This is a genomic window from Nonomuraea sp. NPDC050394 (genome assembly GCF_044459065.1).
Classification (GTDB): domain Bacteria; phylum Actinomycetota; class Actinomycetes; order Streptosporangiales; family Streptosporangiaceae; genus Nonomuraea.
Window position 1 is genome coordinate 40,163 of sequence record NZ_JBITIO010000019.1, and the last position, 19,347, is coordinate 59,509.

20 protein-coding genes are annotated in these 19,347 nt (G+C 70.1%); 11 read left to right on the forward strand and 9 right to left on the reverse strand.

Features of this window, described 5'->3' with window-relative positions; genetic code table 11:
• The first annotated feature begins 88 nt into the window (after positions 1-88).
• The 3 genes from ACIBKY_RS46815 to ACIBKY_RS46825 all read left to right on the forward strand — a co-directional run bounded on the left by ACIBKY_RS46815 (position 89) and on the right by ACIBKY_RS46825 (position 5,063).
• Entirely contained in the window at positions 89-835 is a 747-nt protein-coding gene (locus tag ACIBKY_RS46815) for a GntR family transcriptional regulator (RefSeq protein ID WP_397107728.1), read from the forward strand.
• Between the two features lie 83 nt (positions 836-918).
• Entirely contained in the window at positions 919-1,185 is a 267-nt protein-coding gene (locus ACIBKY_RS46820) for a DUF6504 family protein (RefSeq protein ID WP_379614799.1), read from the forward strand.
• Positions 1,185-5,063, forward strand: a complete 3,879-nt coding sequence (locus tag ACIBKY_RS46825) for a DNA polymerase III subunit alpha (protein WP_397107730.1) — start codon at positions 1,185-1,187, stop codon at positions 5,061-5,063. The genes ACIBKY_RS46820 and ACIBKY_RS46825 overlap by 1 nt, the downstream gene beginning before the upstream one ends.
• A 72-nt stretch (positions 5,064-5,135) precedes the next feature.
• On the opposite strand, the gene ACIBKY_RS46830 is transcribed toward ACIBKY_RS46825, so the two are convergent.
• Together ACIBKY_RS46830 and ACIBKY_RS46835 are read right to left on the reverse strand one after the other, a co-directional pair.
• Positions 5,136-5,813, reverse strand: coding sequence for a DUF4328 domain-containing protein (locus ACIBKY_RS46830; RefSeq protein WP_397107732.1), 678 nt, complete (start codon positions 5,811-5,813; stop codon positions 5,136-5,138).
• Between the two features lie 67 nt (positions 5,814-5,880).
• A complete protein-coding gene (locus ACIBKY_RS46835; protein ID WP_397107734.1) occupies positions 5,881-6,528 on the reverse strand; it encodes a response regulator in 648 nt (215 codons plus the stop codon).
• A 90-nt stretch (positions 6,529-6,618) separates the two neighbouring features.
• On the opposite strand from ACIBKY_RS46835, the gene ACIBKY_RS46840 reads away from it, so the two are divergent.
• Both ACIBKY_RS46840 and ACIBKY_RS46845 read left to right on the forward strand, forming a co-directional pair.
• Positions 6,619-7,299 carry an ABC transporter ATP-binding protein gene (locus ACIBKY_RS46840; RefSeq protein WP_397107736.1) on the forward strand — a complete coding sequence of 227 codons (681 nt, stop codon included), beginning with the start codon at positions 6,619-6,621 and terminating at the stop codon, positions 7,297-7,299.
• Positions 7,296-9,473, forward strand: coding sequence for an ABC transporter permease (locus ACIBKY_RS46845; RefSeq protein ID WP_397107738.1), 2,178 nt, complete (start codon positions 7,296-7,298; stop codon positions 9,471-9,473). The genes ACIBKY_RS46840 and ACIBKY_RS46845 overlap by 4 nt, the downstream gene beginning before the upstream one ends.
• A 173-nt stretch (positions 9,474-9,646) precedes the next feature.
• Here ACIBKY_RS46845 and ACIBKY_RS46850 read toward each other — a convergent pair whose 3' ends face one another.
• Entirely contained in the window at positions 9,647-10,012 is a 366-nt protein-coding gene (locus ACIBKY_RS46850) for a hypothetical protein (protein WP_397107740.1), read from the reverse strand.
• An 11-nt stretch (positions 10,013-10,023) separates the two neighbouring features.
• Entirely contained in the window at positions 10,024-11,322 is a 1,299-nt protein-coding gene (locus ACIBKY_RS46855; RefSeq protein WP_397107742.1) for a helix-turn-helix domain-containing protein, read from the reverse strand.
• 309 nt (positions 11,323-11,631) lie between these two features.
• Between ACIBKY_RS46855 and ACIBKY_RS46860 the strand changes: the two genes are divergently transcribed.
• Together ACIBKY_RS46860 and ACIBKY_RS46865 are read left to right on the forward strand one after the other, a co-directional pair.
• Entirely contained in the window at positions 11,632-11,943 is a 312-nt protein-coding gene (locus ACIBKY_RS46860; RefSeq protein ID WP_397107744.1) for a hypothetical protein, read from the forward strand.
• Positions 11,940-12,143, forward strand: a complete 204-nt coding sequence (locus ACIBKY_RS46865) for a hypothetical protein (RefSeq protein ID WP_397107745.1) — start codon at positions 11,940-11,942, stop codon at positions 12,141-12,143. The genes ACIBKY_RS46860 and ACIBKY_RS46865 overlap by 4 nt, the downstream gene beginning before the upstream one ends.
• Positions 12,144-12,629: 486 nt before the next feature.
• Here the strand turns inward: ACIBKY_RS46865 and ACIBKY_RS46870 are convergent, their stop codons facing one another.
• The 3 genes from ACIBKY_RS46870 to ACIBKY_RS46880 all read right to left on the reverse strand — a co-directional run bounded on the left by ACIBKY_RS46870 (position 12,630) and on the right by ACIBKY_RS46880 (position 15,086).
• Positions 12,630-13,187 carry a cysteine hydrolase gene (locus tag ACIBKY_RS46870; protein ID WP_397107747.1) on the reverse strand — a complete coding sequence of 186 codons (558 nt, stop codon included), beginning with the start codon at positions 13,185-13,187 and terminating at the stop codon, positions 12,630-12,632.
• Between the two features lie 157 nt (positions 13,188-13,344).
• Complete coding sequence (locus ACIBKY_RS46875; RefSeq protein WP_397107749.1) at positions 13,345-13,884, reverse strand: GrpB family protein; 540 nt, start codon at positions 13,882-13,884, stop codon at positions 13,345-13,347.
• Between the two features lie 8 nt (positions 13,885-13,892).
• Positions 13,893-15,086, reverse strand: a complete 1,194-nt coding sequence (locus ACIBKY_RS46880) for a hypothetical protein (protein WP_397107751.1) — start codon at positions 15,084-15,086, stop codon at positions 13,893-13,895.
• A 57-nt stretch (positions 15,087-15,143) separates the two neighbouring features.
• Here ACIBKY_RS46880 and ACIBKY_RS46885 point away from each other — a divergent pair, with 57 nt between their 5' ends.
• Positions 15,144-15,272: a hypothetical protein gene (locus ACIBKY_RS46885; RefSeq protein ID WP_397107753.1), complete on the forward strand. Its 129-nt coding sequence runs from the start codon at positions 15,144-15,146 to the stop codon at positions 15,270-15,272.
• A gap of 256 nt (positions 15,273-15,528) precedes the next feature.
• On the opposite strand, the gene ACIBKY_RS46890 is transcribed toward ACIBKY_RS46885, so the two are convergent.
• On the reverse strand, positions 15,529-16,428 hold the full coding sequence (locus tag ACIBKY_RS46890) for an oxidoreductase (RefSeq protein WP_397107754.1): 900 nt from the start codon (positions 16,426-16,428) through the stop codon (positions 15,529-15,531).
• A gap of 62 nt (positions 16,429-16,490) precedes the next feature.
• Here ACIBKY_RS46890 and ACIBKY_RS46895 point away from each other — a divergent pair, with 62 nt between their 5' ends.
• The 3 genes from ACIBKY_RS46895 to ACIBKY_RS46905 all read left to right on the forward strand — a co-directional run bounded on the left by ACIBKY_RS46895 (position 16,491) and on the right by ACIBKY_RS46905 (position 18,751).
• The gene (locus ACIBKY_RS46895; protein ID WP_397107756.1) at positions 16,491-17,096 is read left to right on the forward strand and encodes a TetR/AcrR family transcriptional regulator; all 606 of its coding nucleotides are present in this window, start codon (positions 16,491-16,493) and stop codon (positions 17,094-17,096) included.
• A gap of 328 nt (positions 17,097-17,424) precedes the next feature.
• On the forward strand, positions 17,425-17,856 hold the full coding sequence (locus ACIBKY_RS46900) for a peptidase inhibitor family I36 protein (RefSeq protein WP_397107758.1): 432 nt from the start codon (positions 17,425-17,427) through the stop codon (positions 17,854-17,856).
• A gap of 43 nt (positions 17,857-17,899) precedes the next feature.
• The gene (locus ACIBKY_RS46905; protein ID WP_397107760.1) at positions 17,900-18,751 is read left to right on the forward strand and encodes a hypothetical protein; all 852 of its coding nucleotides are present in this window, start codon (positions 17,900-17,902) and stop codon (positions 18,749-18,751) included.
• Positions 18,752-18,766: 15 nt separating this feature from the next.
• Here the strand turns inward: ACIBKY_RS46905 and ACIBKY_RS46910 are convergent, their stop codons facing one another.
• On the reverse strand, positions 18,767-19,342 hold the full coding sequence (locus ACIBKY_RS46910; protein WP_397107762.1) for a TetR family transcriptional regulator: 576 nt from the start codon (positions 19,340-19,342) through the stop codon (positions 18,767-18,769).
• Positions 19,343-19,347: the final 5 nt, after the last annotated feature.

Genomic DNA, 19,347 nt, shown 5'->3' on the forward strand with positions numbered 1-19,347 from the left:
GAACGAACTTAGGGGAACTTGTACAAACAAGGCCAGCCCCTAGTAAGTCGGATAAAGATTGCTCTTTCGTGAACGGGAAGGGTCGAGAATGGTCGCGCGCTATGAACGAATCGCCGCTGAGCTGCGCGATGACATTCTTCGAGGTGTGCACTCCGTCGGGTCCACGTTGCCGACCGATGCCGAGCTGGCTGCGCGCTACTCCGCCGCCCGTGGCACGGTACGGCAGGCGCTGGCCGTACTGGTGGCCGAAGGGCTGGTCGGCAGCCGTCAGGGGGCGCGCCGCATTGTCCTCGGCAACTCACGCAGTCAGAGTTTCGCGGAATTGCACAGCTTTGCCCAGTGGGCCAAATCCAACGGCTACAGCTTCGGCGGCCAGGTGCTGCAGCAGCGCCGCCGGGCCGCGGGTCCCGCGGAGGCGGCCAGGCTGGGTTCTGAGGAGGTCCTGGAGGTCCTGCGCCTGCGTACGCTCGAGACCGAGCCCGTCCTCGTCGAGCGCACCGTCTACGCGGGCTGGATCGCCGCCGCCGTCGAGGCCATCCCGCGCGACTGCGGCTCGATCACGCAGGCGCTCTACGACTCCACCGGGCTGGTCTTCGCCTATGGCGAGCACCTCATCGACGCCGTGGCCGCGGGCGCGCAGGACGCCCGCCTCCTGGGTGTACGGCGCGGCAGCCCCCTCCTGCGCCAGCGCCGGATCACCACCACGCAGGAGGGCCGGCCGGTGGAGAGCTCGGACGACCGCTACCGGGCCGGCAGCGTGACGTTCAGCATCCGCAACTCGATCGGCGCGAACCCCCTCATCCGGCAGGCGGGCGACTTGCACTTCGGGGCGTGAGAACGTATGTTCGATTATTAGCAGCGCCCGTCTTCCCCCGGGTGGCTCACCGAAGGACCAGAGCCGCGGGGAGAAGAAGCGTCTTGAGCAGACTCTATGGCGATCCGATCGAGGTGTGGACCCGAGACGGGCAGCCCACCCAGTTCGTCTGGCGTGACCGCCTCTACCTCGTCCGGCGCGTCCTCGACCACTGGGTCGTGGCCCGGGAGTGGTGGAAGACCAGCGAGGGAGATCCGGGCGAACGGCAGTTCTGGCGGGTCGAGGCCAGCCCAGGCCGTGAGACCGGCTCCTACGAGCTCCGTTTCGACACCGCCAGCGGTGGCTGGCTGCTGCTGCGGGCGTGGGATTGATGGCGCGCCCGTTCCCGCACCTCAGCGTCAGCTCCGCCTACTCGATGCGCTACGGCACCGCCTTCCCTCGGCAGCTGGCCGCCCGCGCGGCCGAGCACGGGATGGACGTCCTCGCCCTGACCGACCGCGACGGTCTCTACGGCGCGGTCAAGCACGCCCAGGCCTGCGCCGACGCCGGGCTGCGCGCGGTGTTCGGGGTGAACCTGGCGCTGCGGCCCGACATCTACGCGGGCGCTCCGGGTCCCGACCTGTCCTTCTGGGACGCGCCCCCGGGCTCCTCGCGCGGTGACCTCCCCGGTTTCGCCCGCGGTGGCTCTTCGCCGGACGGCTCCCGGGGCGGCGGATTCCCCGGTGGCGGTTTCCCCGGCGGGCCTTCAGGCAGTGGTTTTCCCGATGGCGGTTTTCCCGGTGGTGGCCTTTCCGGTGGTGCCCTTCCTGGTGGTGGCCTTTCCAGCGGTGGCTCTTCCGGCGGGCGGCCGAAGACCGGGCCGATGGCGGAGGACCGTGTCACCGTGCTGGCCCGCGAGGGCGGCTGGCCGAGGCTGGCCAGGCTGGTCACCGCCGCCCACCACATGGGCGAGCGCGGCGACCCGTGGATCACCCGCGAACTGCTGGCGGAGCTCGGCGCCGACGACCGGCTCGTCGTGCTGCTCGGCCCGCGCTCCGACGTGGGCAGGGCGGTCGCCGAGCGCCGCGACGAGCACGCCAGGGTGCTGCTCAACCTGTGGCGCTCCATGGTCTCCGGGATCGCGATCGAACTGGTCGACCAGTACGGCTACCGCGACTCCGGCACCGCCGTGCGCATGCTGGCCCTGGCCGAGTCGCTCGGCGTACCCGCGGTGCTGACCAACGCGGTGCGCTACCTCGACCCCGCCGACCACCAGGTCGGCGACGTGCTCGACGCGGCCAGGCAGCTCGTCCCGCTGCACCCACGGCACCTGGACCGGCCCACCTCGCACGCCTATCTCAAGAGCACCAAGGAGATGTGGCAGGTGGCGCTGAAGGTCACCGGCGCCGACCGCGAGCGGGCGGGGCGGCTGCTGCTGACCACGCGGCAGCTCGCCGAGGCCTGCGCGGTGGACCCGGACTCGATGCTGGCGCTGCGCGGCGAGCCGCCGAACCTGCACCTGCCGGAGATCGGCGGCGACCCGGTGCCGCTGCTGCGCCACCGGGTGGAGGACGGCCTGCACGCCCGCGGGCTGGAGGGCTCGCGTGACGCCAGGGAGCGGCTGGACGAGGAACTGGCGATCATCGAGAGCAAGCGCCTGTCCGGATATTTCGTGGCAGTGGTCGGCATCACCGACATGATTCGAAAAATGGACATCAGGTGTGCCATCCGGGGCTCCGGAGCGGGCAGCCTGGTCAACTACCTCATCGGCATCGGCGAGGTGAACCCGCTCGAACACGGCCTGCTCATGGAACGCTTCCTGTCCCACGGCCGCATCGGGCTGCCCGACATCGACATCGACGTCGAGTCCGCCCGCCGCCTCGACTGCTACAAGGCCATCTTCGAGGAGTACGGCGAGGCCCGCGTCGCCTGCGTGTCGATGATGGAGACCTACCGGGCCCGCAGCGCCATCCGCGACGTGGCCGGAGCCATGGGCCTGCCGCCCCACGAGATCGACGCCATCGCCAAGGCCTTCCCGCACATCCGCGCCCGCCAGATCACCGCCTCCCTCAGCGACCTGCCGGAACTGCGCGACAGCCGCCTCGGCGAGGCCGGGCTCGACCGGGTCTTCCGGCTGGCCGAGAAGCTCGACGGCCTGCCCAGGCACATCGCGCTGCACCCCTGCGGCGTGCTGATCGGCAACGCCGGGCTCAAGGACGTGACGCCGGTCGAGCGCAGCTTCCTGGACTTCCCCATGTCGCAGTTCGACAAGGACGACGTCGAGGAGGCGGGGCTGCTCAAGCTCGACGTCCTCGGCGTACGCATGCAGTCGGCCATGGCCTACACGCTCGGCGAGATCAAGCGGGTGGACGACGCCGACGTCGATCTCGACGCCGTGCCCCACGACGACTCGGCCACCTACGACATGATCTGCGCGAGCCGTACCCTGGGGTGCTTCCAGATCGAGTCGCCGGGGCAGCGCGAGCTCGTGGCCAAGCTCGAACCGCGCACGATGCACGACCTGATCGTGGACATCTCGCTGTTCCGGCCGGGGCCGGTCAACTCCGACATGGTCACGCCGTACCTGGAGGCCAGGCACGGGTGGCGGCAGCCGTACTATCCGCACGAGAAACTGCGGGAGGCGCTCAAGGAGACGCACGGCGTGGTCGTCTTCCACGAGCAGGTGCTCAAGATCATCTCGGTGATGACGGGGAAGGACCTGCACTTCGCCGAGAGCATGCGGCGCACGCTCGCCACCGAGGCGGGACGGTTGAAGGTGCGCGGCCACTTCGTCCCGCTGGCCAAGTCGCGGGGCTTCTCCGACGAGGAGGTGGAGAAGGCGTGGAAGGTGCTCGACGCGTTCGGCGCCTTCGGCTTCTGCAAGGCGCACGCCGCCGCCTTCGCGCTGCCCACCTACCAGTCGGCCTGGCTCAAGCGGCACCACGCGGCCGCCTTCTTCGCCGGGGTGCTCACCCACGAGCCCGGCATGTACCCGCAGCGGGTCATCATCGACGAGGCCCGCCAGTGCGGGGTGGCCATCCTGCCGCTCGACATCAACAAGTCCGGCAAGGACTGGCAGGTCGAACGCCTGAAGGTCCGGGTCAAACCGGCGGAGCTGGGCGACTACCGGCGGCGTGAGTTCAAGATCTCCGAGATCGGCAAGGGGTACGCGCTGCGCGTGCCGTTCTCCGCCGTCAAGGGGGTGAGCGAGGCCGAGGTGGAGCGGATGGTGGCGGGCCAGCCGTACACCTCGATGGCCGACTTCTGGGACCGGGCGCGGCCCGCGCGGCCGACCATGGAGCGGATCGTGCAGGTGGGCGGCCTCGACGCCCTGCACGACCTGCACCCCGGCGGCGAGCGCTGGCGCGCGGGCGAGCTGACCAGGCGTGATCTGATCGCCCAGACCGGCGTGCTGGAGCGTGCCTCCACGTCCGGCGCGACCACCGCGCCGCGGCGGCGTCGCGGTTACACCCCCAGAACAGCCCCCCGGCAGAACGGAGCCGCGACCCCACCGGGCTCACCGGGCGGCACTCGCCTGCCGGGGGGCCCACCTCCCGGCATACCTGATTCCGCGCTCCCTGACCAGCCGGAAGCCGGAAGCGCGGTGCAGTTGCCGCTGGGGTTCACCGAGCACATCGCGCCCGGTGAACTGCCCGAGATGACCGAGAGCGAGATGGTCGAGGCCGAGCTGGAGATCCTCGGCATCGACGTGAGCAGGCACGTGATCCGCTTCCACGACGAACTGCTCGACCTGATCGGCGTGGTGCGCTCCCAGGACCTGCTCGGCCAGCGCAACGGCGCCGAGGTGCTGGTGGCGGGGGTCAAGGTGGCCACCCAGACGCCGGCCGTACGCTCCGGCCAGCGGGTCATCTTCGCCACGCTCGACGACTCGACCGGGCCGGTGGACCTGACGTTCTTCGAGTCGGTGCAGGGGCGGTGCGCGGCGACGGTGTTCGGGTCATGGCTGATGGTGGCCCGGGGCGTGATCAGGCGTACCGGGCCGCGGGCGATCTCGATGCGGGCCGTGGACTGCTGGGACCTCGTCGACCTGGACCGCCTGTGGCGCGTACAGGGCATCGACGCGGTCAGGGCGCTGCTGGCCCAGACGCCGGAGGAACGCGAGAACGTGGGCGGCCGGCGGATCGAGTACGCCAACGGCTTCCTCCTGTCGCCCTACTCCGACCTGGGCCCGGCCATCACCGCCAACCCGCCCCGCAAGCTCTGGCACGCCAGCCAGGGCAGCTCGGGCCCGACCCAGATCGCCGTCTGACCCGGCTTTCGCGAGCCTTCTGAAGGCCTTCAGAAGGCTTTCAGGGAGCCACGTCTTTCAGGAGTCACGTCTTCAGGAGGCCACGTCGGAGGCGGCGTGACGGGCGGGGCGGGGACGTGCCAGCGGCAGGCGGCGTACCTGCGGGCTGTCGTGCAGGGAACGCTGGATGGCGGTGATGTCGCGCACGGTCCACGCGCACAGCACCGCGGCCAGCAGCGTCACGGCGAGCTCCGTCAGCCCCAGCCCGGTCAGCTCGCCCACGCTGGTGTCCAGCAGCCGGGCGGCCACCAGGAACACCGCGGCCAGGCACGACACCCACCAGGCCGTCAGCAGCCCCAGCCAGCGCCCGCGCCGGTCGAAGGGCGGGCGGGCGCCCCGCCACACCTCGTCGGCCAGGACGAACGGGGCGACCAGGTTGACGCCGGGCACCAGCCACGCGGCCAGTACCGGAGCCGCCGGAGCGGTGGGGACGTTGACCTGCCTGGCGCGGATCAGCCAGGTCAGGTAGGCGATGGCGGCGGCGACGGTGGTGCCGACCAGCAACATCATCAGGACGGCGAAGACGGTGACCGCGCCGACCACGGCCTGCGAGCCTCGGGCCTCGCCGCCGAGCGCGGCGATCTGCCCGGCGAGGCTGCGGCCGCGGACCTGCTCGAAGACGACCAGGGCCCCGAGGGAAAGGACCTGGATGACGAGCGTCAGGTAGACGGCGGAGGCAGCCCCTGTGGGTGGTGTCTGGACAGCCCGCACGTAGTTCTCCCCCCGGGCCATGCGCTGGGTTCTCTCCTAACTTGTATCCCGCGGGCCCCGGAATTAATCAGCTCACCACACCGGATTCCCACGCCCATGCGGCGATCTCCACCCGGTTCCTGGCACCGAGTTTCGACTGGATGCTCCCGAGATGCGTCTTTACCGTGGACAGCGAGACGAACAGCTCGCCGGCCACCTCCTGGTTCGTCCTGCCCCTGGCCACCAGGCGTACCACGTCGAGCTCGCGCTCGGTCAGCGCCTCCTCGGGCTGCGCGGCGCTCCGCCTGGGCTGGGCCAGATGCTGCAGCAACCGGACCGTCACCGAAGGCGACACCAGGGCGTCGCCCGTCGCCGCCGCCCTGATGGCCTCGATGAGCAGCGTCGGGCCGCTGTCCTTCAGCAGGAAACCGGTCGCGCCCGCGCGCAGCGCGCCATAGACGTACTCGTCCAGGTCGAACGTGGTGACGATCACCACGCGCATCGGGTTCTCCACCCCGGGGCCCGCCAGCGCCCTGGTCACCTCCAGCCCGTCCAGCTTCGGCATGCGGATGTCGAGCAGGCACACGTCAGGACGCAGCCGTCTGGCCTCGGCGACCGCGTCGGCCCCGTCGGCCACCGCCGCCACCACGTCCATGTCCGGCTGGGCGTCGAGGATCATCTTGAAGCCCGTGCGCACGAGTTCCTGGTCGTCGGCGATGAGTACGCGAATAGTCACGGGCCCAACTCTAGAATCAGCCGTTCGGCCGAGGGGCAACCGGACGCTCGGCCGATCCGCCGCAGCCCGGTTGATCGAGAAGCTTTCCTCATGAACGAGGTGCTTGCAGGAAGGGCGCTGGCCAAACGATTCGGCCAGACGGTCGCGCTGGGCGGCGTGGACATAGCGGTACGGGCCGGCGAGGCTGTGGCGATCATGGGGCCGAGCGGCTCCGGCAAGTCGACCCTGCTCCACTGCCTGGCCGGGATCATGAAACCGGACTCCGGCGAGGTGCACCTGCTCGGCCAGCGCATCGACGCCATGGGCGAGCGACAGCGCAGCGCGCTGCGCCGTACCCGCTTCGGGTTCGTCTTCCAGTTCGGGCAGCTTCTGCCAGAACTGCCGGCCGAGGAGAACGTCGCGCTCCCGCTCATGCTGGGCGGCGTCACCCGCCTCCAGGCCGTACGGCAGGCCCGCGAGTGGTTCGCCCCCCTCGGCCTGCAGGGCATGGAGACCCGGCGGCCCGGCGAGCTGTCCGGCGGCCAGGCGCAGCGCGTCGCGATCGCCCGCGCGCTGGTCACCAAGCCGGCCGTCGTCTTCGCCGACGAGCCCACCGGCGCGCTCGACCAGAACACCGGCCACGACACCATGCGCCTGCTCGTCCAGGCCACCAAGCACAACGACGCCTCGCTCATCGTCGTCACCCACGACCCCAACGTGGCCGCCGCCTGCGACCGCATGGTCGAGGTCCGCGACGGCCACATCCTGGCACTCCGGGGAGCGCACGGATGAAGACCACGCTCGCGCTCAGCTGGCGGCTGCTGCGTGGCGGAGGGCGCCGCGGCATGCTCGGCACCTGGCTGACCTTCGGTGCCGTGGCCATCTCCACCACGCTGCTGCTGTTCGCGGTCTCCGCCAACTTCGCCTTCGACGCCCGCGCCGACCGCGGCGCCTGGCGCAACCCCGTCGCCGCCCAGACCGGGGCGGTGGCGATCGAGGCCCAGCGCCACGACTTCGTCCGCGACCGCCAGATCACCGTCGTCGACCTGGCCGCGTTGACCCCCGAGAAGGCGGCCGCCGGTGTGGCACCCGCCGGTACGGCGCCCGTCAGGACAGCGCCCGCCGGTACGGCGCCCGTCAGGACAGCGCCCGCCGGTACGGCGCCCGTCAGGACAGCGCCCGCCGGTACGGCGCCCGCTGTGGTGGCACCCGTTGGGACGGCGCCCGTTGTGGTGGCGCCCGTTGGGACGGCGTCCGCGGGGGTGGCGTTCGCTGGGGTGGCATCCGCCGGGGTGGCGCCCGTGCCGCCTGTGCCGCCCGGGTTGCCGCGCTTTCCCGCGCCCGGGGAGACGTGGCTGTCGCCCGCGCTGGCCGCTCTGGCCAAGGAACTGCCCGCCGACCAGCTGGCCGGCCGCTATCCCAAGGTCGCCGGTCAGATCGGCGACGAAGGGCTCGTTTATCCCGGTGAGCTGGTCGCCGTCATCGGGCACCGTCCCGACGCCGCCGCCATGACCGCGCCGCGCAGCGACGACTGGATCGTCGGCTCGCCACCTACCAAGATCGCTTCGTTCGCGGGGGCGGCGTCGGAGGAGGCCGAGGCGTACAAGGTCCTGGCGCTGATCGCGACCGTACTCATGATCGTGCCGCTGCTCGTATTCGGGGGCGCGGCGGCCCGTCTCACGGTCGCCCGCCGGGACCAGCGCCTCGCCTCGCTCCGGCTCATCGGCGCCACCCCCGGCCAGGTCGCCGCCATGACCGTGGCCGAGGCGGTCATCGTCGCCTTCGCCGGTGCGCTGACGGGCGCCATCCTGTACGGCGTGGCCGTACCCCTGCTGTCGCGCATTCAGATCGGCGGCGGCGTCTGGTACTTGTCCGACCTGTGGCCAAGCCCCCTCGTCCTGGCGGCGACGCTGGTGGCGGTGCCGCTGCTCGTCGGCCTGTCGGCGGTGGCGGGGCTGCGCCGGGTCGTCGTCAGCCCGCTGGGGGTGGCCAAGCGGGAGACCCCGCCCGGGCTGCGGTTCTTCCGCGTGCTGGCGTTGATCGCGGTGCTGGCGGTCGTTCCCCTCCTGAGCCGGAGCACCAGTGTGAGCGTGATCGCGGTGGTGATCGGGCTGGCGTTCCTGTGCATCAACCTGGTCGGGCCATGGGTGGTGGCGCTGATCGGCCGGATCACGGCCGGATCCGCCCGCCGTCCCGCGCGGCTGCTGGCCGGGCGGCGGCTCGTGGACGACCCGCGCTCGGCCTGGCGCACGGTCAGCGGAGTGGCGCTGACCGGGTTCGTGGCGGGCTTCCTGGGGTTGCTGAGCCCGTCGGCCTTCTCGTCCGACCCCGGGCCCGCGCAGCTGCGTGTCGCGGTGTTGTCCGGGTCGGCGCAGGACGCGGTGACACAGGCGAAGGAACGGCTGTCGAAGGCGGGCGTGACCGCCACGGTGAAGGCCGAGAAGAAGGTCGTCGTAGCCGCCCTCGGCTCCACCGCGGACGCCGCGACGGTGGACCGGGCCAGGACGGCCCTGGACGGCCTGACCCCCGGCAGGACACCGACCACCGAGGCCGACGACCAGCGGTTCGGCATACAGATGCTCGCGGACGTGGGGGCCGGGACGGTGGTGGTGCTGTCGGTGTCGTTCCTGGTGGCGATCGCCAGCTCGGGCATCACGGCCGCGTCGTCGGTGCTGGACCGCCGGCAGATGTACGCGTTGCTGCGGCTGGCCGGGACACCGCTGTCGGTCCTCGACAAGGCACGGCGGGCGGAGACGTTGATCCCGCTGACCGTGATGGGTGGTGGCGCGATCGCGGTGGGCGCGTTCTGCGCGATGCCGTTCATGCTGGGCTCGGTGAGCGTGAACGGCCTGATCACGCTGGCGGTCTGTGTGGGCCTGGGCTTCGGCGGAGTGATCGGAGCGGGAGCGTTGAGCAGACCACTGCTCCGCGCGGTAACGGCCGACCCGGCCCCCCGCCCCGACTAGCTCGGGCCTCCGCTCTTCTCAGAGGGGCGCTTCGCGCTGGGGAGGCTCCGGGCTGTGACGTGTGGGGGGCTCGGCGCCCCCCACACCCCCACAAGGGCATGGTCCTCGCTCCGCTCGGGCGTCCTCCCGAGGGGCAAGCCCGGGTGGGGCCAGCTGCCTGAAGCGCGGAGACCCTAGCGCTCTTGCTCGATGCGCTCGAAGATGTCGGCGTCGGTTTCCCGCTGCCATGCGGGCAGTTCTTCCCAGTCGGCCACGTAGGACGGTTTGGGCTCGTCGATGTGCTTGTAGATCTGGGCGATCCAGCACAGGGCGACGAAGCGTCCCTTCTGCGCACGGGTCAGGCGTGACGTCATGCGGCCGCTGATCTCGATGAAGTCCCGCACCTGCCCGTACACCGCGGCGGCGGCCTGGCGCTCCCATTCCGGTGTGTCGTCCCACGGGGTGACGTAGCCGGGCTTCGGCTCACCCGGGAAGTGCCGGTGAACCCCGGCGATCCAAGCTTCGCGGAAGATCCGGCCCTGCTCTGTCGCGATCCGCACTGCGTTTCCTCTCAAGGTCGGGCCATACCGGGGAGCCGGGCGATGCGCTCGGCGAACTGCGCCACGCGGTGGTCGCTGGCGTGGGCCCCGAGTTGTTGCTGGAGGTTCTGGAGTTTCCGGCCGACGTATCCGGTCGACTGGGTCTGCTCGGCGAGCGCGATGGCGGTCTCACCATGATGCAGGACCTCATCCAGATCGTGGCGCTGCAGGCCGAGCATGGCCAGGTCGGTGAGGATGCTTGCGCGCCGCCGCAGGGACATCGTGTGCCCCATGGCTTCGGTCAGCGCATTTCCGGCCCGGTCGGTTCTGCCGAGTTCGCGGTAGCAGGTGCCACGTTCTTCGGCGAGGCGCGAGCCGTCGAAGCGGAGCCATCCGCTGCTCGCGAGAGGCCCGGTGAGCATCGTCACGTGGTCAGCGGTGTCAAGGGCACGCTCGCAGGCGGTTAGGTCTCCCATGCCGGCGAACGCCTGGGCTTGAACCGTGGCGACCCAGTGGCGGGTCGCCAACCGGCGATCCCCGCGATTGGCGACCCGGGCCGCTGCCGACAGGATCGAGGCGGCCTGGGGGAAGCGGCGTTCGGACAGGCTGATGAAGGCGTGGCGGGTCAAGGCGCAGGCCCACAGGTCGTGCGCTCCGGCTTGCTTGCCGGCGTCGGCTGCCAGGGTGTAGCAGTGGGCGGCGTCACTGTAGCGGTCGCTGTCGAAGAGGATCTCGCCTGCCAGTTGGAACAGGTCACCGGTCAGGGTGCACAGCCGCCGATGGGCAGCCAGGTTCCTGGTCTGTTCAAGGGCTGCGGTCAACACGCGAAGCTGCCGACTGACGACCGGATAGACCAGGCGCTTGGATTGCGACAGACCGAACACCTGCCACAGGTGGGCGTTCAACTGCTCGTACTGGTCGAGCTCAAGAGGCGCGGAGGCTATGGCTCGATCGGTATTGGCGCTGTCACGTGGCGGCAGGGCGACGAGGGTGCCAGCGACGCTCAGCAGGCGTAGCAGTTCACGACGGTTCATCTCATCAGATTCACCCAGATCTAGGTTCGAAGGGAGGGTGACCAGACCGGTGATCTTCTGCCGCGAGTGAGACGGCGGCTGCTCCTCGCCGGAAGGATGGAGAAGAATGTCGAGTTCGGCCGGGGTCACCTTCAGAATCTTGGCGAGTTTGGGGCGGATGAAGGGCAGCGGCTCGCATTTCCCGCATTCCCATCGCGAGACCGTAGACCGGTCGGTGCCCATCACCTCGGCGAGCGACTCCTGGTTGTAGCCCAGGGACCGTCTCAGTTCCGCGAGGTGTTGCCGTCTGGTCGTCACGAGACCTCCAGAACACGCCGTTGGCCAAGGTCAGCGTACGGGAAGGGCGCACGGTTGCGTGTGAGGATGCCGCACGCGTGCATCAGGAATGCGTTCCCGGTGCCCTGGCTGGTTCGAGGGTGTGACGGTTGGCTGGTGAGCAGCAGCCCTTCCAGCCGAATGGGAGCGATGGATGTCCCACCACGCCCAATACTCAACGGATCCGATATCCCCAGCAGAATGGCCCACGGACCAGCAGATGACCCCCGTCTGGCCTGAAGGTCCTCGGTCGGGCTGCCGACGCGTTGGTGACTTGGCGGACCTCGGCACATGACCACCCCCGCCGCCGAGATCACCCGTGAAACCGCGGAGCGCCGCGAGCAGCGCCTGTTGGAGGTGGCGGGTCTCCTCGCCGAAGGTGCGCGCGTGGGCCGTGCACGGTCGATCGGCCGCGTCTGTGTTCAGATGCGGAGCCCAATCCCGCGCCGATACCAGGAGCCGGAGCTTGAGGTCTGCGATCCGCGTGGGAGCCGGCGGGCTACGGTCATGGTCGCGCGCAGGAATCTCATGGTGACGCTGCCCGGCGGCATCGTCCATGTGCGGGAGGCGAGGCAGGCCGCGCTTCTGGCCGGCGGCTCGTGACCATCGTGCTGGGACGCGCCACCCTCACACGCGACTTCCCGCTCTGGGAGATCCACGAAAGCTGCGTCCCCGGCTTTCTGATCGCGATACGCCGTACTGCTCTGCCGGGCAAGGACAACGTCCGCTGCGGCTCTCTTCAAGAGCTCTGCCGGGCACTCGAAACTGAAGAACGCGGCAGTCAGGTTCTTCGCCTGCCGTGACGCAAGGTTGGCCAGCCCGGACATGATCAGCCTTTCGGCTCGTACCGCAGCGACACCGCCCGAGGAAACTCCTGGTCCTCGCTCCGCTCCGGCGTTCCCCCGAGGGGCGAGCCCGGGTGAGGCGGCCAGGTGTCTGGAGGGAGGAGGCCCTGGCGCGCTCCTGCTCGATGCGCTCGAAGATGTCGGCGTCGGTTTCCCGCTGCCACGCGGGCAGTTCTTCCCGGTCGGCCACATAGGACGGCCTCCCCAGATCCCCGCGTTTCAGCCGATCCGGTCCAAAGCGCTCGACACGACGAACTCCAGGGCGAAGGGCTCCATTCGTGCGGGTCACGCCACGCCGCTTCCATCGTCGCTTAGGGCAGGTGGGCGTCGGCCTGGGCGAGGATCTCGGTCGGGTGACGCTGCGGGTCTTCGCCGGGGACGATCACGCGATGGTCGCAGCGGAGCGAGGGGGCCGCATGGAGTCAGAGTAGGGGCGGATCATGGTCACAGGCGGGCGATCCACTCCTCGCCCGTGAGCACCTCGGCGCCTCTGGCCGGGAAGACGCGGTTGACCAGGAAGTCGTGCACGTCCGGTTCCCCGTCGGCGCAGCCGTCGCTGAGCACGGTGAGGCGGTAGTCGCGGTCGGCGGCGTCATAGAGCGTGGCGGCGACCATCGCCGCGGTCGCCACGCCGGTCAGCACGATCGAGTCGACGCCCTGGGCGCGCAGGATCAGATCAAGGTCGGTCGCCGCGAACGCGCTGGCGCGGTGCTTGAGTACGACGGCCTCGCCGGGCAACGGCTGGATGCGCGGGTGCACCTGCGTCTCGGGGGACTCCGCGTGGAACAGCGTCCCCGCGCCGTGCAGGCCGCTGATCACCTGGTTCCCCGCCGACACGTCGAGACCCGAGGCCCGCAGCCCGAACCGGATGAAGATCACCGGGATTCCGGCGGTCCTGGCCGCGGGAATCACCTTTTCCACGACGGGAAGCACTCCGGCGGCGAAGGGATAGTTATCCACGATGCCCGCTTGCAGATCGCCGACGATGAGCGCGGTGGTCATGCGGTCTCCTTGTCTGTGCACGGTTCGACGATAGTGGGCGGGCCGAACCGGAAGGCGGGCGCGTCCGCCAGGCCGGTGACGTCGCCTGACGAGCTCGCCCATGCCACGGCCCTCGACATGCTGATCACCGGACTGGTCGCAGCGGCGAGAAACTGGCTCACTTCTCCCAGACGGGGACCGGCGGCAGGCCCCGCTCCCGCCGGGCGCGGTCGGTCAGCTCCTGGACGAGCTCCGTCTTCGCGCGGGCGTAGTCGCCCGGATCGATCCCGGTGGCGGCGAGCGCCTGCTTGAGTTCGGCGTAGCGGGCCGCGTCCTCAGGGTGCTCGCGCAGGTAATCGCGGAAGAAGCGCTGGTTGCGCGTGGGCCAGCCGGCGAGCGTGACCACGTGCAGGTGGTAGGCGCGGACGCCGCCTCTCGCGCGCACGTACAGGAGCCGGTCGGTCATGCCGTTGAAGTGCCTCGAGTAGCCGAGGGCGGTGAGCGCGGACTCGCGCCGTTCGACCGGCGCGAGATCCTCCGCGGCCGCCATCAGGTCGATGATCGGCTTGGCCGCCAGGCCGGGAACCGCGGTCGAGCCGATGTGCTCGATCTCCGCGAACGCGCCGGGCAGCGTGTCCAGCAGTTCGCGCATCGCCGTGGCGGCGCGTGCCGGCCATGCCGGGTCGTAGGGGACGATCTGGATGCTCGGCTCAGACATGAGCGCCCTCATTCCAGCGGAGTAGGACAAAGCGCGTGGGGGATGCGGTCGAGTACCCGATGGCTGGCCAGGCCGTAGGCGTAGAAGTCGACGGCGTGGGCGCCGGCCGCCCGGGCGCCGCGCACCTTGGCGGTCAGGCGGTCGGCCGAGTCGTTGTCGGGGTAACCCGGGCGAAGCACCACGCGTACCTCCCGATGCTTGCCGACCGAGCGCAGGTACGCGCGCACGTCGTCGGCCACCCGGGCGGCGTCGCGGGCGTAGGCCAGGACGGCGAAGGAGGAGACGAGGTCGGCCAGCGCGGCCGGGTCGACGCCGAGGAGCCAGGCGTCGTGCGCGGCCAGGGCCGGTGAGGGGAGGCCGTCGCGGTAGCCCTTCACGGCGCCGGTCGGGTCGATGAAGACCAGTTCGCAGGTCACCGCCTTCGCCACCTCGGCGACCAGCGAGGTGACGGTCTGCGCGCGGGCGCGGGCGTAGGCGACGACGTCGGGGCCCGCGTAGGCGCTCAGGGCGGCCCGGGTCACCTCTCCTTCGGCGGGCGGGTCGCCGTCGAGGACGCCGCCGACGATCCGCGCGCACTCCTCGCGCGCCGCGTGGGCGTCGATGCCGAGGGCGCACGCCCGTGCCACGCAGTGGTCGCAGAAGCACAGGGCCATCAGGTACGCGTCCATCGGCCCGAGCGGCACGAACGATCGCTCGGCCCGCAACGGCCGGTAGTGCAGCCCCTCGGCGACGACGCTGTCCACCCCGAGCCTGGCGACGGCCGTGGCCAGCGCCACCGCGTACTGCCGCACGTCGGGGTGGGCCGGGCACAGGTCGGTCAGGTAGCCGCGGTCGCCGAAGCAGTTGCGCACGGTCACGTCGGGATGCTGGGCGCCGAGCGTGCCGTTGCGCAGGAACACCACCCGTCCGTGCAACTTCAGCCCGCGCGTACGGCAGGCCGCGAGCAGACCGTCGAAGGCGTCGGTGTAGCCGGTCGGCGGCACCAGGCGCAGCCCGGCGAAAAGGTCGTCCGGCAGGGCGAAGTGGGCGCCGTCGTGCCGCAGGGTCAGCTTGGACGGCCCGTGCGGGGTGACGTCGCGGGAACCGTGATGGACGGCGCCGACGGTGACCCCGGCCACGCCGTACCCCCGCACCCGGTCGAGCACCTTGCCGACGCCTTCACCACGCAGGTCCTCGACAAGGACGAAGAGCGAACTATCCACATTCTGACCTTACGCGAGTGATCTCCCGGTGATCTGGGTCTGTCAGGCTCCGTCCCCATGAAGTCGGCCGACGGGGGCAGCGTCGACCTGGTCAAGCGCAAGGGCGTTTTCGGGTTCGGCAAGAAGGGCATCGCCGCGCACGACATCACCAGCAGGATCGTCAGCTCGGCACCCTGTCGGCCCTGATCAAGCGGGCCAAGCGCGGCGGCAACGCGTACACGGGGAAGGTCACGCTCAAGGGACTGCACAAGATCTCGCCCTGGTTCGCGAGCACGATCCTGGCCCGGCGCGACGGCACCCCGGTCGAGTACACGATCAACGTCGCCCCGCCCGGCCTGGTGACCAAAAGTGACCAGCACCTTCACCGGGTGGGACAAGAAGGTGTCCATCAAGGCGCCGGACCCGGCCCTGGTCACGACCAAGCTCAAGAAGTAACGACGTCTCAGGCCGCTTGGAGAGAGCGCCGGGGAAAGGTGACTCCCGTCAGCTCTTCGGAGACCTCCCACAGGCGCCGCGCCGCCTCGGCGTCCCGCGCTCTCGCCGAGCGGCCGACGAGCTTGGGCGCGCCGCGTGACTCCAGGAAGCCGCGCGGGCCCGCGTAGCTGTTGCCCGGGATGTCGGCCACGGCCGCGTACAGCGTCGGGAGGGCGCCGTCGTCGTCGCTCTGCGCGAGCAGGCCGACCGCCGCCTTCATCACGAGATACCGCACGCGGCTCCGGCCGTCGAACCGCAGCAGGTTCGTGGCCGAGGCCCCGGGGTGCGCCGCGGTCGCGATCACCGTTGAGCCGGCCTCGCCGAGCCGTCGCTGGAGTTCCGAGGTGAACAGCAGGTTGGCGAGCTTGGACTGCGCGTAAGCCCCCATCGCCCGGTACGGCTTGCGCTCCCAGCCGAGGTCGTCGAAGTCGATCGAGCCCATCCGGTGCCCGCCGGACGAGACGGTGACGACCCGTTCCCTGACCTGGGGCAGCAGCAGGTTCGTCAGGGCGAAGTGCCCCAGGTGGTTGGTCCCGAACTGGAGCTCGAACCCGTCGGCCGTACGGGAGAGCGGCGGGATCATGACGCCCGCGTTGTTGATCAGCACGTCGACCGGCTCGGTGAAGTCCTCGGCGAACGCGCGGACCGAGGCGAGGTCGGCGAGGTCGAGCCGCCGGACCTCGACGCGGCCGCTCATCCCGGCGGCGGCCGCACGGCCCTTGGCGAGGTCGCGTACGGCGAGCACCACCCGCGCGTCCTTGGCGGCGAGCACGTGGGCGGCGGCACGGCCGATCCCGCTGTTCGCGCCGGTGACGACGACGGTACGCCCCGCCATGGACGGGACGTCAGACGCAGAGAATGTTGTCATGGACTACAAAGTAGGCACCGACAACAATGTTGTCAACAGGCACATTGTGCTAGCCTCTGCCTGTGCCAGAAGCGACCGACGAGCGCCCCTACCACCACGGAAACCTCCGCGCCGCACTGCTCGACGCGGCCGAACGTGTCCTGCGGGAACACGGCGCGGATCAGCTGGCGCTGCGCGATCTGGCCAGGGAGATCGGCGTCAGCCACGCCGCCCCGCGCCGGCACTTCCCGAACCGCCAGGCGCTGCTCGACGCGCTCGCCGTGGCCGGATTCGCCCGCCTGGACACCACGCTGCGCACCGCGATGGCGGGCGCGGGCGAGGACTTCCCGTCACGGGTTCGGGCCACGATGACGGCGTACACCCGCTTCGCCACCGACAACGCCGCCCTGCTTGAGCTGATGTACACCAGCAAGCACCGGCCGGACGCGAAGCAGATCGCCGAGGCGGCCGAGGCCCCGTTCGGGCTGATGATCGAACTGATCCTCCAAGGTCAGGCGCAGGGCATGCTCCAGGCGGGCGACACCGCGCGGATCGGGATCGTCCTGTTCGCGACCCTCCAGGGCATCGCCGCGCTCATCAACGGCAACCTCGTCGATCCGGAACTGCTCGACGGGCTCGTGGAGACCGCGGTCGAGCAGTTTCTCCGCGGCGCCCGCCCGCTTCCCTAGCCGCTGCGCGGCTACCACCTCGGGCTTTTACGCTGTGCACTTATGTGCACACGGTAAACATCTTGCGCACGTATTACTCTTGTGATTACAGTGTTCACAATGGCGCCTTCGCCATGCCCGAAGATAACCTATTTCCTGTTTGCGCATACGCATAACGGCGCTGCGTGAATGCAGCTTCGCAATGTCGATATTGACCATTCCTGTGAATTCACGATAACTTTCCAGTCAGCTTCTCAAGGGGGCCCAGAGAAGCTGATCTGGAGGGTGGCGCCACGCTGCCCTCATCGCGATTGCCCCCTTGTCGACAGGTCAAGGAAGGGAAATGCACATGAAGCGAAAAGCAGCTCTCGTCATCAGCGCCCTGGCGCTCGGCGTCGTCGGGTTCGCGGGATTCGGTCCCGCCGCCCAGGCGACTGACGACCCGATCGAACCCACTGCCAACGAGCTGACCGTCGAAGTCATCGACAGTCGCGCCGACGCCGCAGGCCGCTGTGCCAACAACCGCCTGTGCCTTTACGAACACGACGATTTCCGCGGTATCGCGCTTCGGATCATCATGCCCTCGCCCGGGGTCTGCGGGAACCTCCCACCCGAGTACAGGAACATGGCGAGCTCCCAGCAGAACGAATACAACCGGACCATCAAGTTCTACGCCAAGACAAACTGTTCCGGCTCGTCCGGCTACAAGGCCCTGGCCGAGAGTGAGGACAAGGACCTCACGAACAACGGCTTCGACAACAAGACGGATTCGCTGAGATAGCCGTTGTAATTCAGCGGCGATAATTCGCATCTAGGAGATGAGCATGCCGATCCGGCGATGGGGCATGGCCCTTGTGCTCCTCGTCGGAGCGGCATCCGGCTGCTCGCCGACCGAAACGGAAACGCCGTCGAAAGGGCCGCAGGAGATCGCCGTTCCAGAACCCGATCCGCAAGTGCGGCAACTCACCATTCCTTTTGACGCCTACAACTTCAGCCCCGCCGAGGACATGACCCTGGATGTCGCCGAGGACGTCGTCGTCCGCGACTGCATGAACGCTCGCGGCCTGGCCTGGCAGGCGCTGCCCGGTCCCGGCGAGAGCGAAATCGAGCCGCCGCATCGCCGTCGCTACGGTGTCATCGAGTCGCGGGTAGCCGACGTGTTCGGCTATCACGCGCCGCCGTACCGGCCGGCCGTGGCCGCTCGCGGGGTCAAGGCGCTCGCCCGCGTCACCGGGGCTCCGCCGGGCGTACGCGAGGCGGCGAAGGCGTGCCTCAAGCAAGCGCGCGCCAGCATGTACGGCGGTGCCCAGAAGGCCGACGCCGCGTTCTTCAACAAGGTCATCTTCGCGACGTTCGACGCCGCCCAGCGCGACAGGCGGGTCACCCGCGCCTTCCGCTCCTGGAGCGCCTGCATGGCGGAGGAGGGTTTCCGCTACGCCGACCCGCTCGCCGCGATCACCGACCGGCGCTGGTCGACGAAGGCCCCCACCACGCAGGAGATCCGCACCGCCCAGAGGGACGTGCTGTGCAAGGAGAAGACCGGCGTCGTGTCCATCTGGGCCGCGGCCGAGACCCGCGTCCAGAACGCCGCCATCCGCGCCCACCCCGGGAAGTTCCGGGAGCTGAGAGCGGTCAAGGTGCGGCAGCTCGCGGCTGCCCGGCGGGTACTCGGCTGACCCCGGCGGCCCGGATCACCTCGGCCCGCTCTGCCCGGTGAGGGTCGTGCGCAGGAGGGTGATCCACCAGTCGAGCGTGCGGTCACGGGCGGCCGTGTCCAGTCCGACGCTTCTGCGGAACTCACCGCCGAACAGCGGCTCCAGCGCGACGGCCTGGTGCAGTGCGGCCATCGTGAGCTGGATCGTCTCGCGTGACGGCGGGGTCGCTCCGGTGCTCGCGCAGTGCAGGCGGGCCTGGTCGTGCAGGCGGTCCACCACCTCGTCGAGCATTCCGCTGCCGGGGTCGCGCCACCCGGACTGGTGCAGCGCGATCGCCAGTGCCGCGTAACCGCCGGCGTAGAGCGCGTAGAGGGTGTGGACCAGCGCGGCGGGGTCGACCGGGCCGTCGGCCCACGCGCCCAGGACGGTGCGCAGTTCGGCCTTCAGCTTGGATCCGCCGAACCGCAGCAGGGACTCCAGGAGTTGTTCGCGCGTGCCGAAGTGGTGGTTGATCGCGGCGTCGGTCATCCCGACCTCGGCGGCGACGGCGCGTACCTGCACGGCGGCGGGGCCGCCGGCCATGAGCAGCCTGCTCGCCGCCTCAAGGATCATCCGTT

Excerpts from the sequence above, each read along its gene's own strand:
- ACIBKY_RS46905 (WP_397107760.1), top strand. The coding sequence starts at position 17,900 with ATGCCGATCCGGCGATGGGGCATGGCCCTTGTGCTCCTCGTCGGAGCG.
- ACIBKY_RS46890 (WP_397107754.1), bottom strand. The coding sequence starts at position 16,428 with ATGACAACATTCTCTGCGTCTGACGTCCCGTCCATGGCGGGGCGTACC.
- ACIBKY_RS46875 (WP_397107749.1), bottom strand. The coding sequence starts at position 13,884 with ATGTCTGAGCCGAGCATCCAGATCGTCCCCTACGACCCGGCATGGCCG.
- ACIBKY_RS46910 (WP_397107762.1), bottom strand. The coding sequence starts at position 19,342 with ATGATCCTTGAGGCGGCGAGCAGGCTGCTCATGGCCGGCGGCCCCGCC.
- ACIBKY_RS46900 (WP_397107758.1), top strand. The coding sequence starts at position 17,425 with ATGAAGCGAAAAGCAGCTCTCGTCATCAGCGCCCTGGCGCTCGGCGTC.
- ACIBKY_RS46840 (WP_397107736.1), top strand. The coding sequence starts at position 6,619 with ATGAACGAGGTGCTTGCAGGAAGGGCGCTGGCCAAACGATTCGGCCAG.
- ACIBKY_RS46845 (WP_397107738.1), top strand. The coding sequence starts at position 7,296 with ATGAAGACCACGCTCGCGCTCAGCTGGCGGCTGCTGCGTGGCGGAGGG.
- ACIBKY_RS46885 (WP_397107753.1), top strand. The coding sequence starts at position 15,144 with ATGAAGTCGGCCGACGGGGGCAGCGTCGACCTGGTCAAGCGCAAGGGC.
- ACIBKY_RS46825 (WP_397107730.1), top strand. The coding sequence starts at position 1,185 with ATGGCGCGCCCGTTCCCGCACCTCAGCGTCAGCTCCGCCTACTCGATG.
- ACIBKY_RS46870 (WP_397107747.1), bottom strand. The coding sequence starts at position 13,187 with ATGACCACCGCGCTCATCGTCGGCGATCTGCAAGCGGGCATCGTGGAT.
- ACIBKY_RS46860 (WP_397107744.1), top strand. The coding sequence starts at position 11,632 with ATGACCACCCCCGCCGCCGAGATCACCCGTGAAACCGCGGAGCGCCGC.
- ACIBKY_RS46815 (WP_397107728.1), top strand. The coding sequence starts at position 89 with ATGGTCGCGCGCTATGAACGAATCGCCGCTGAGCTGCGCGATGACATT.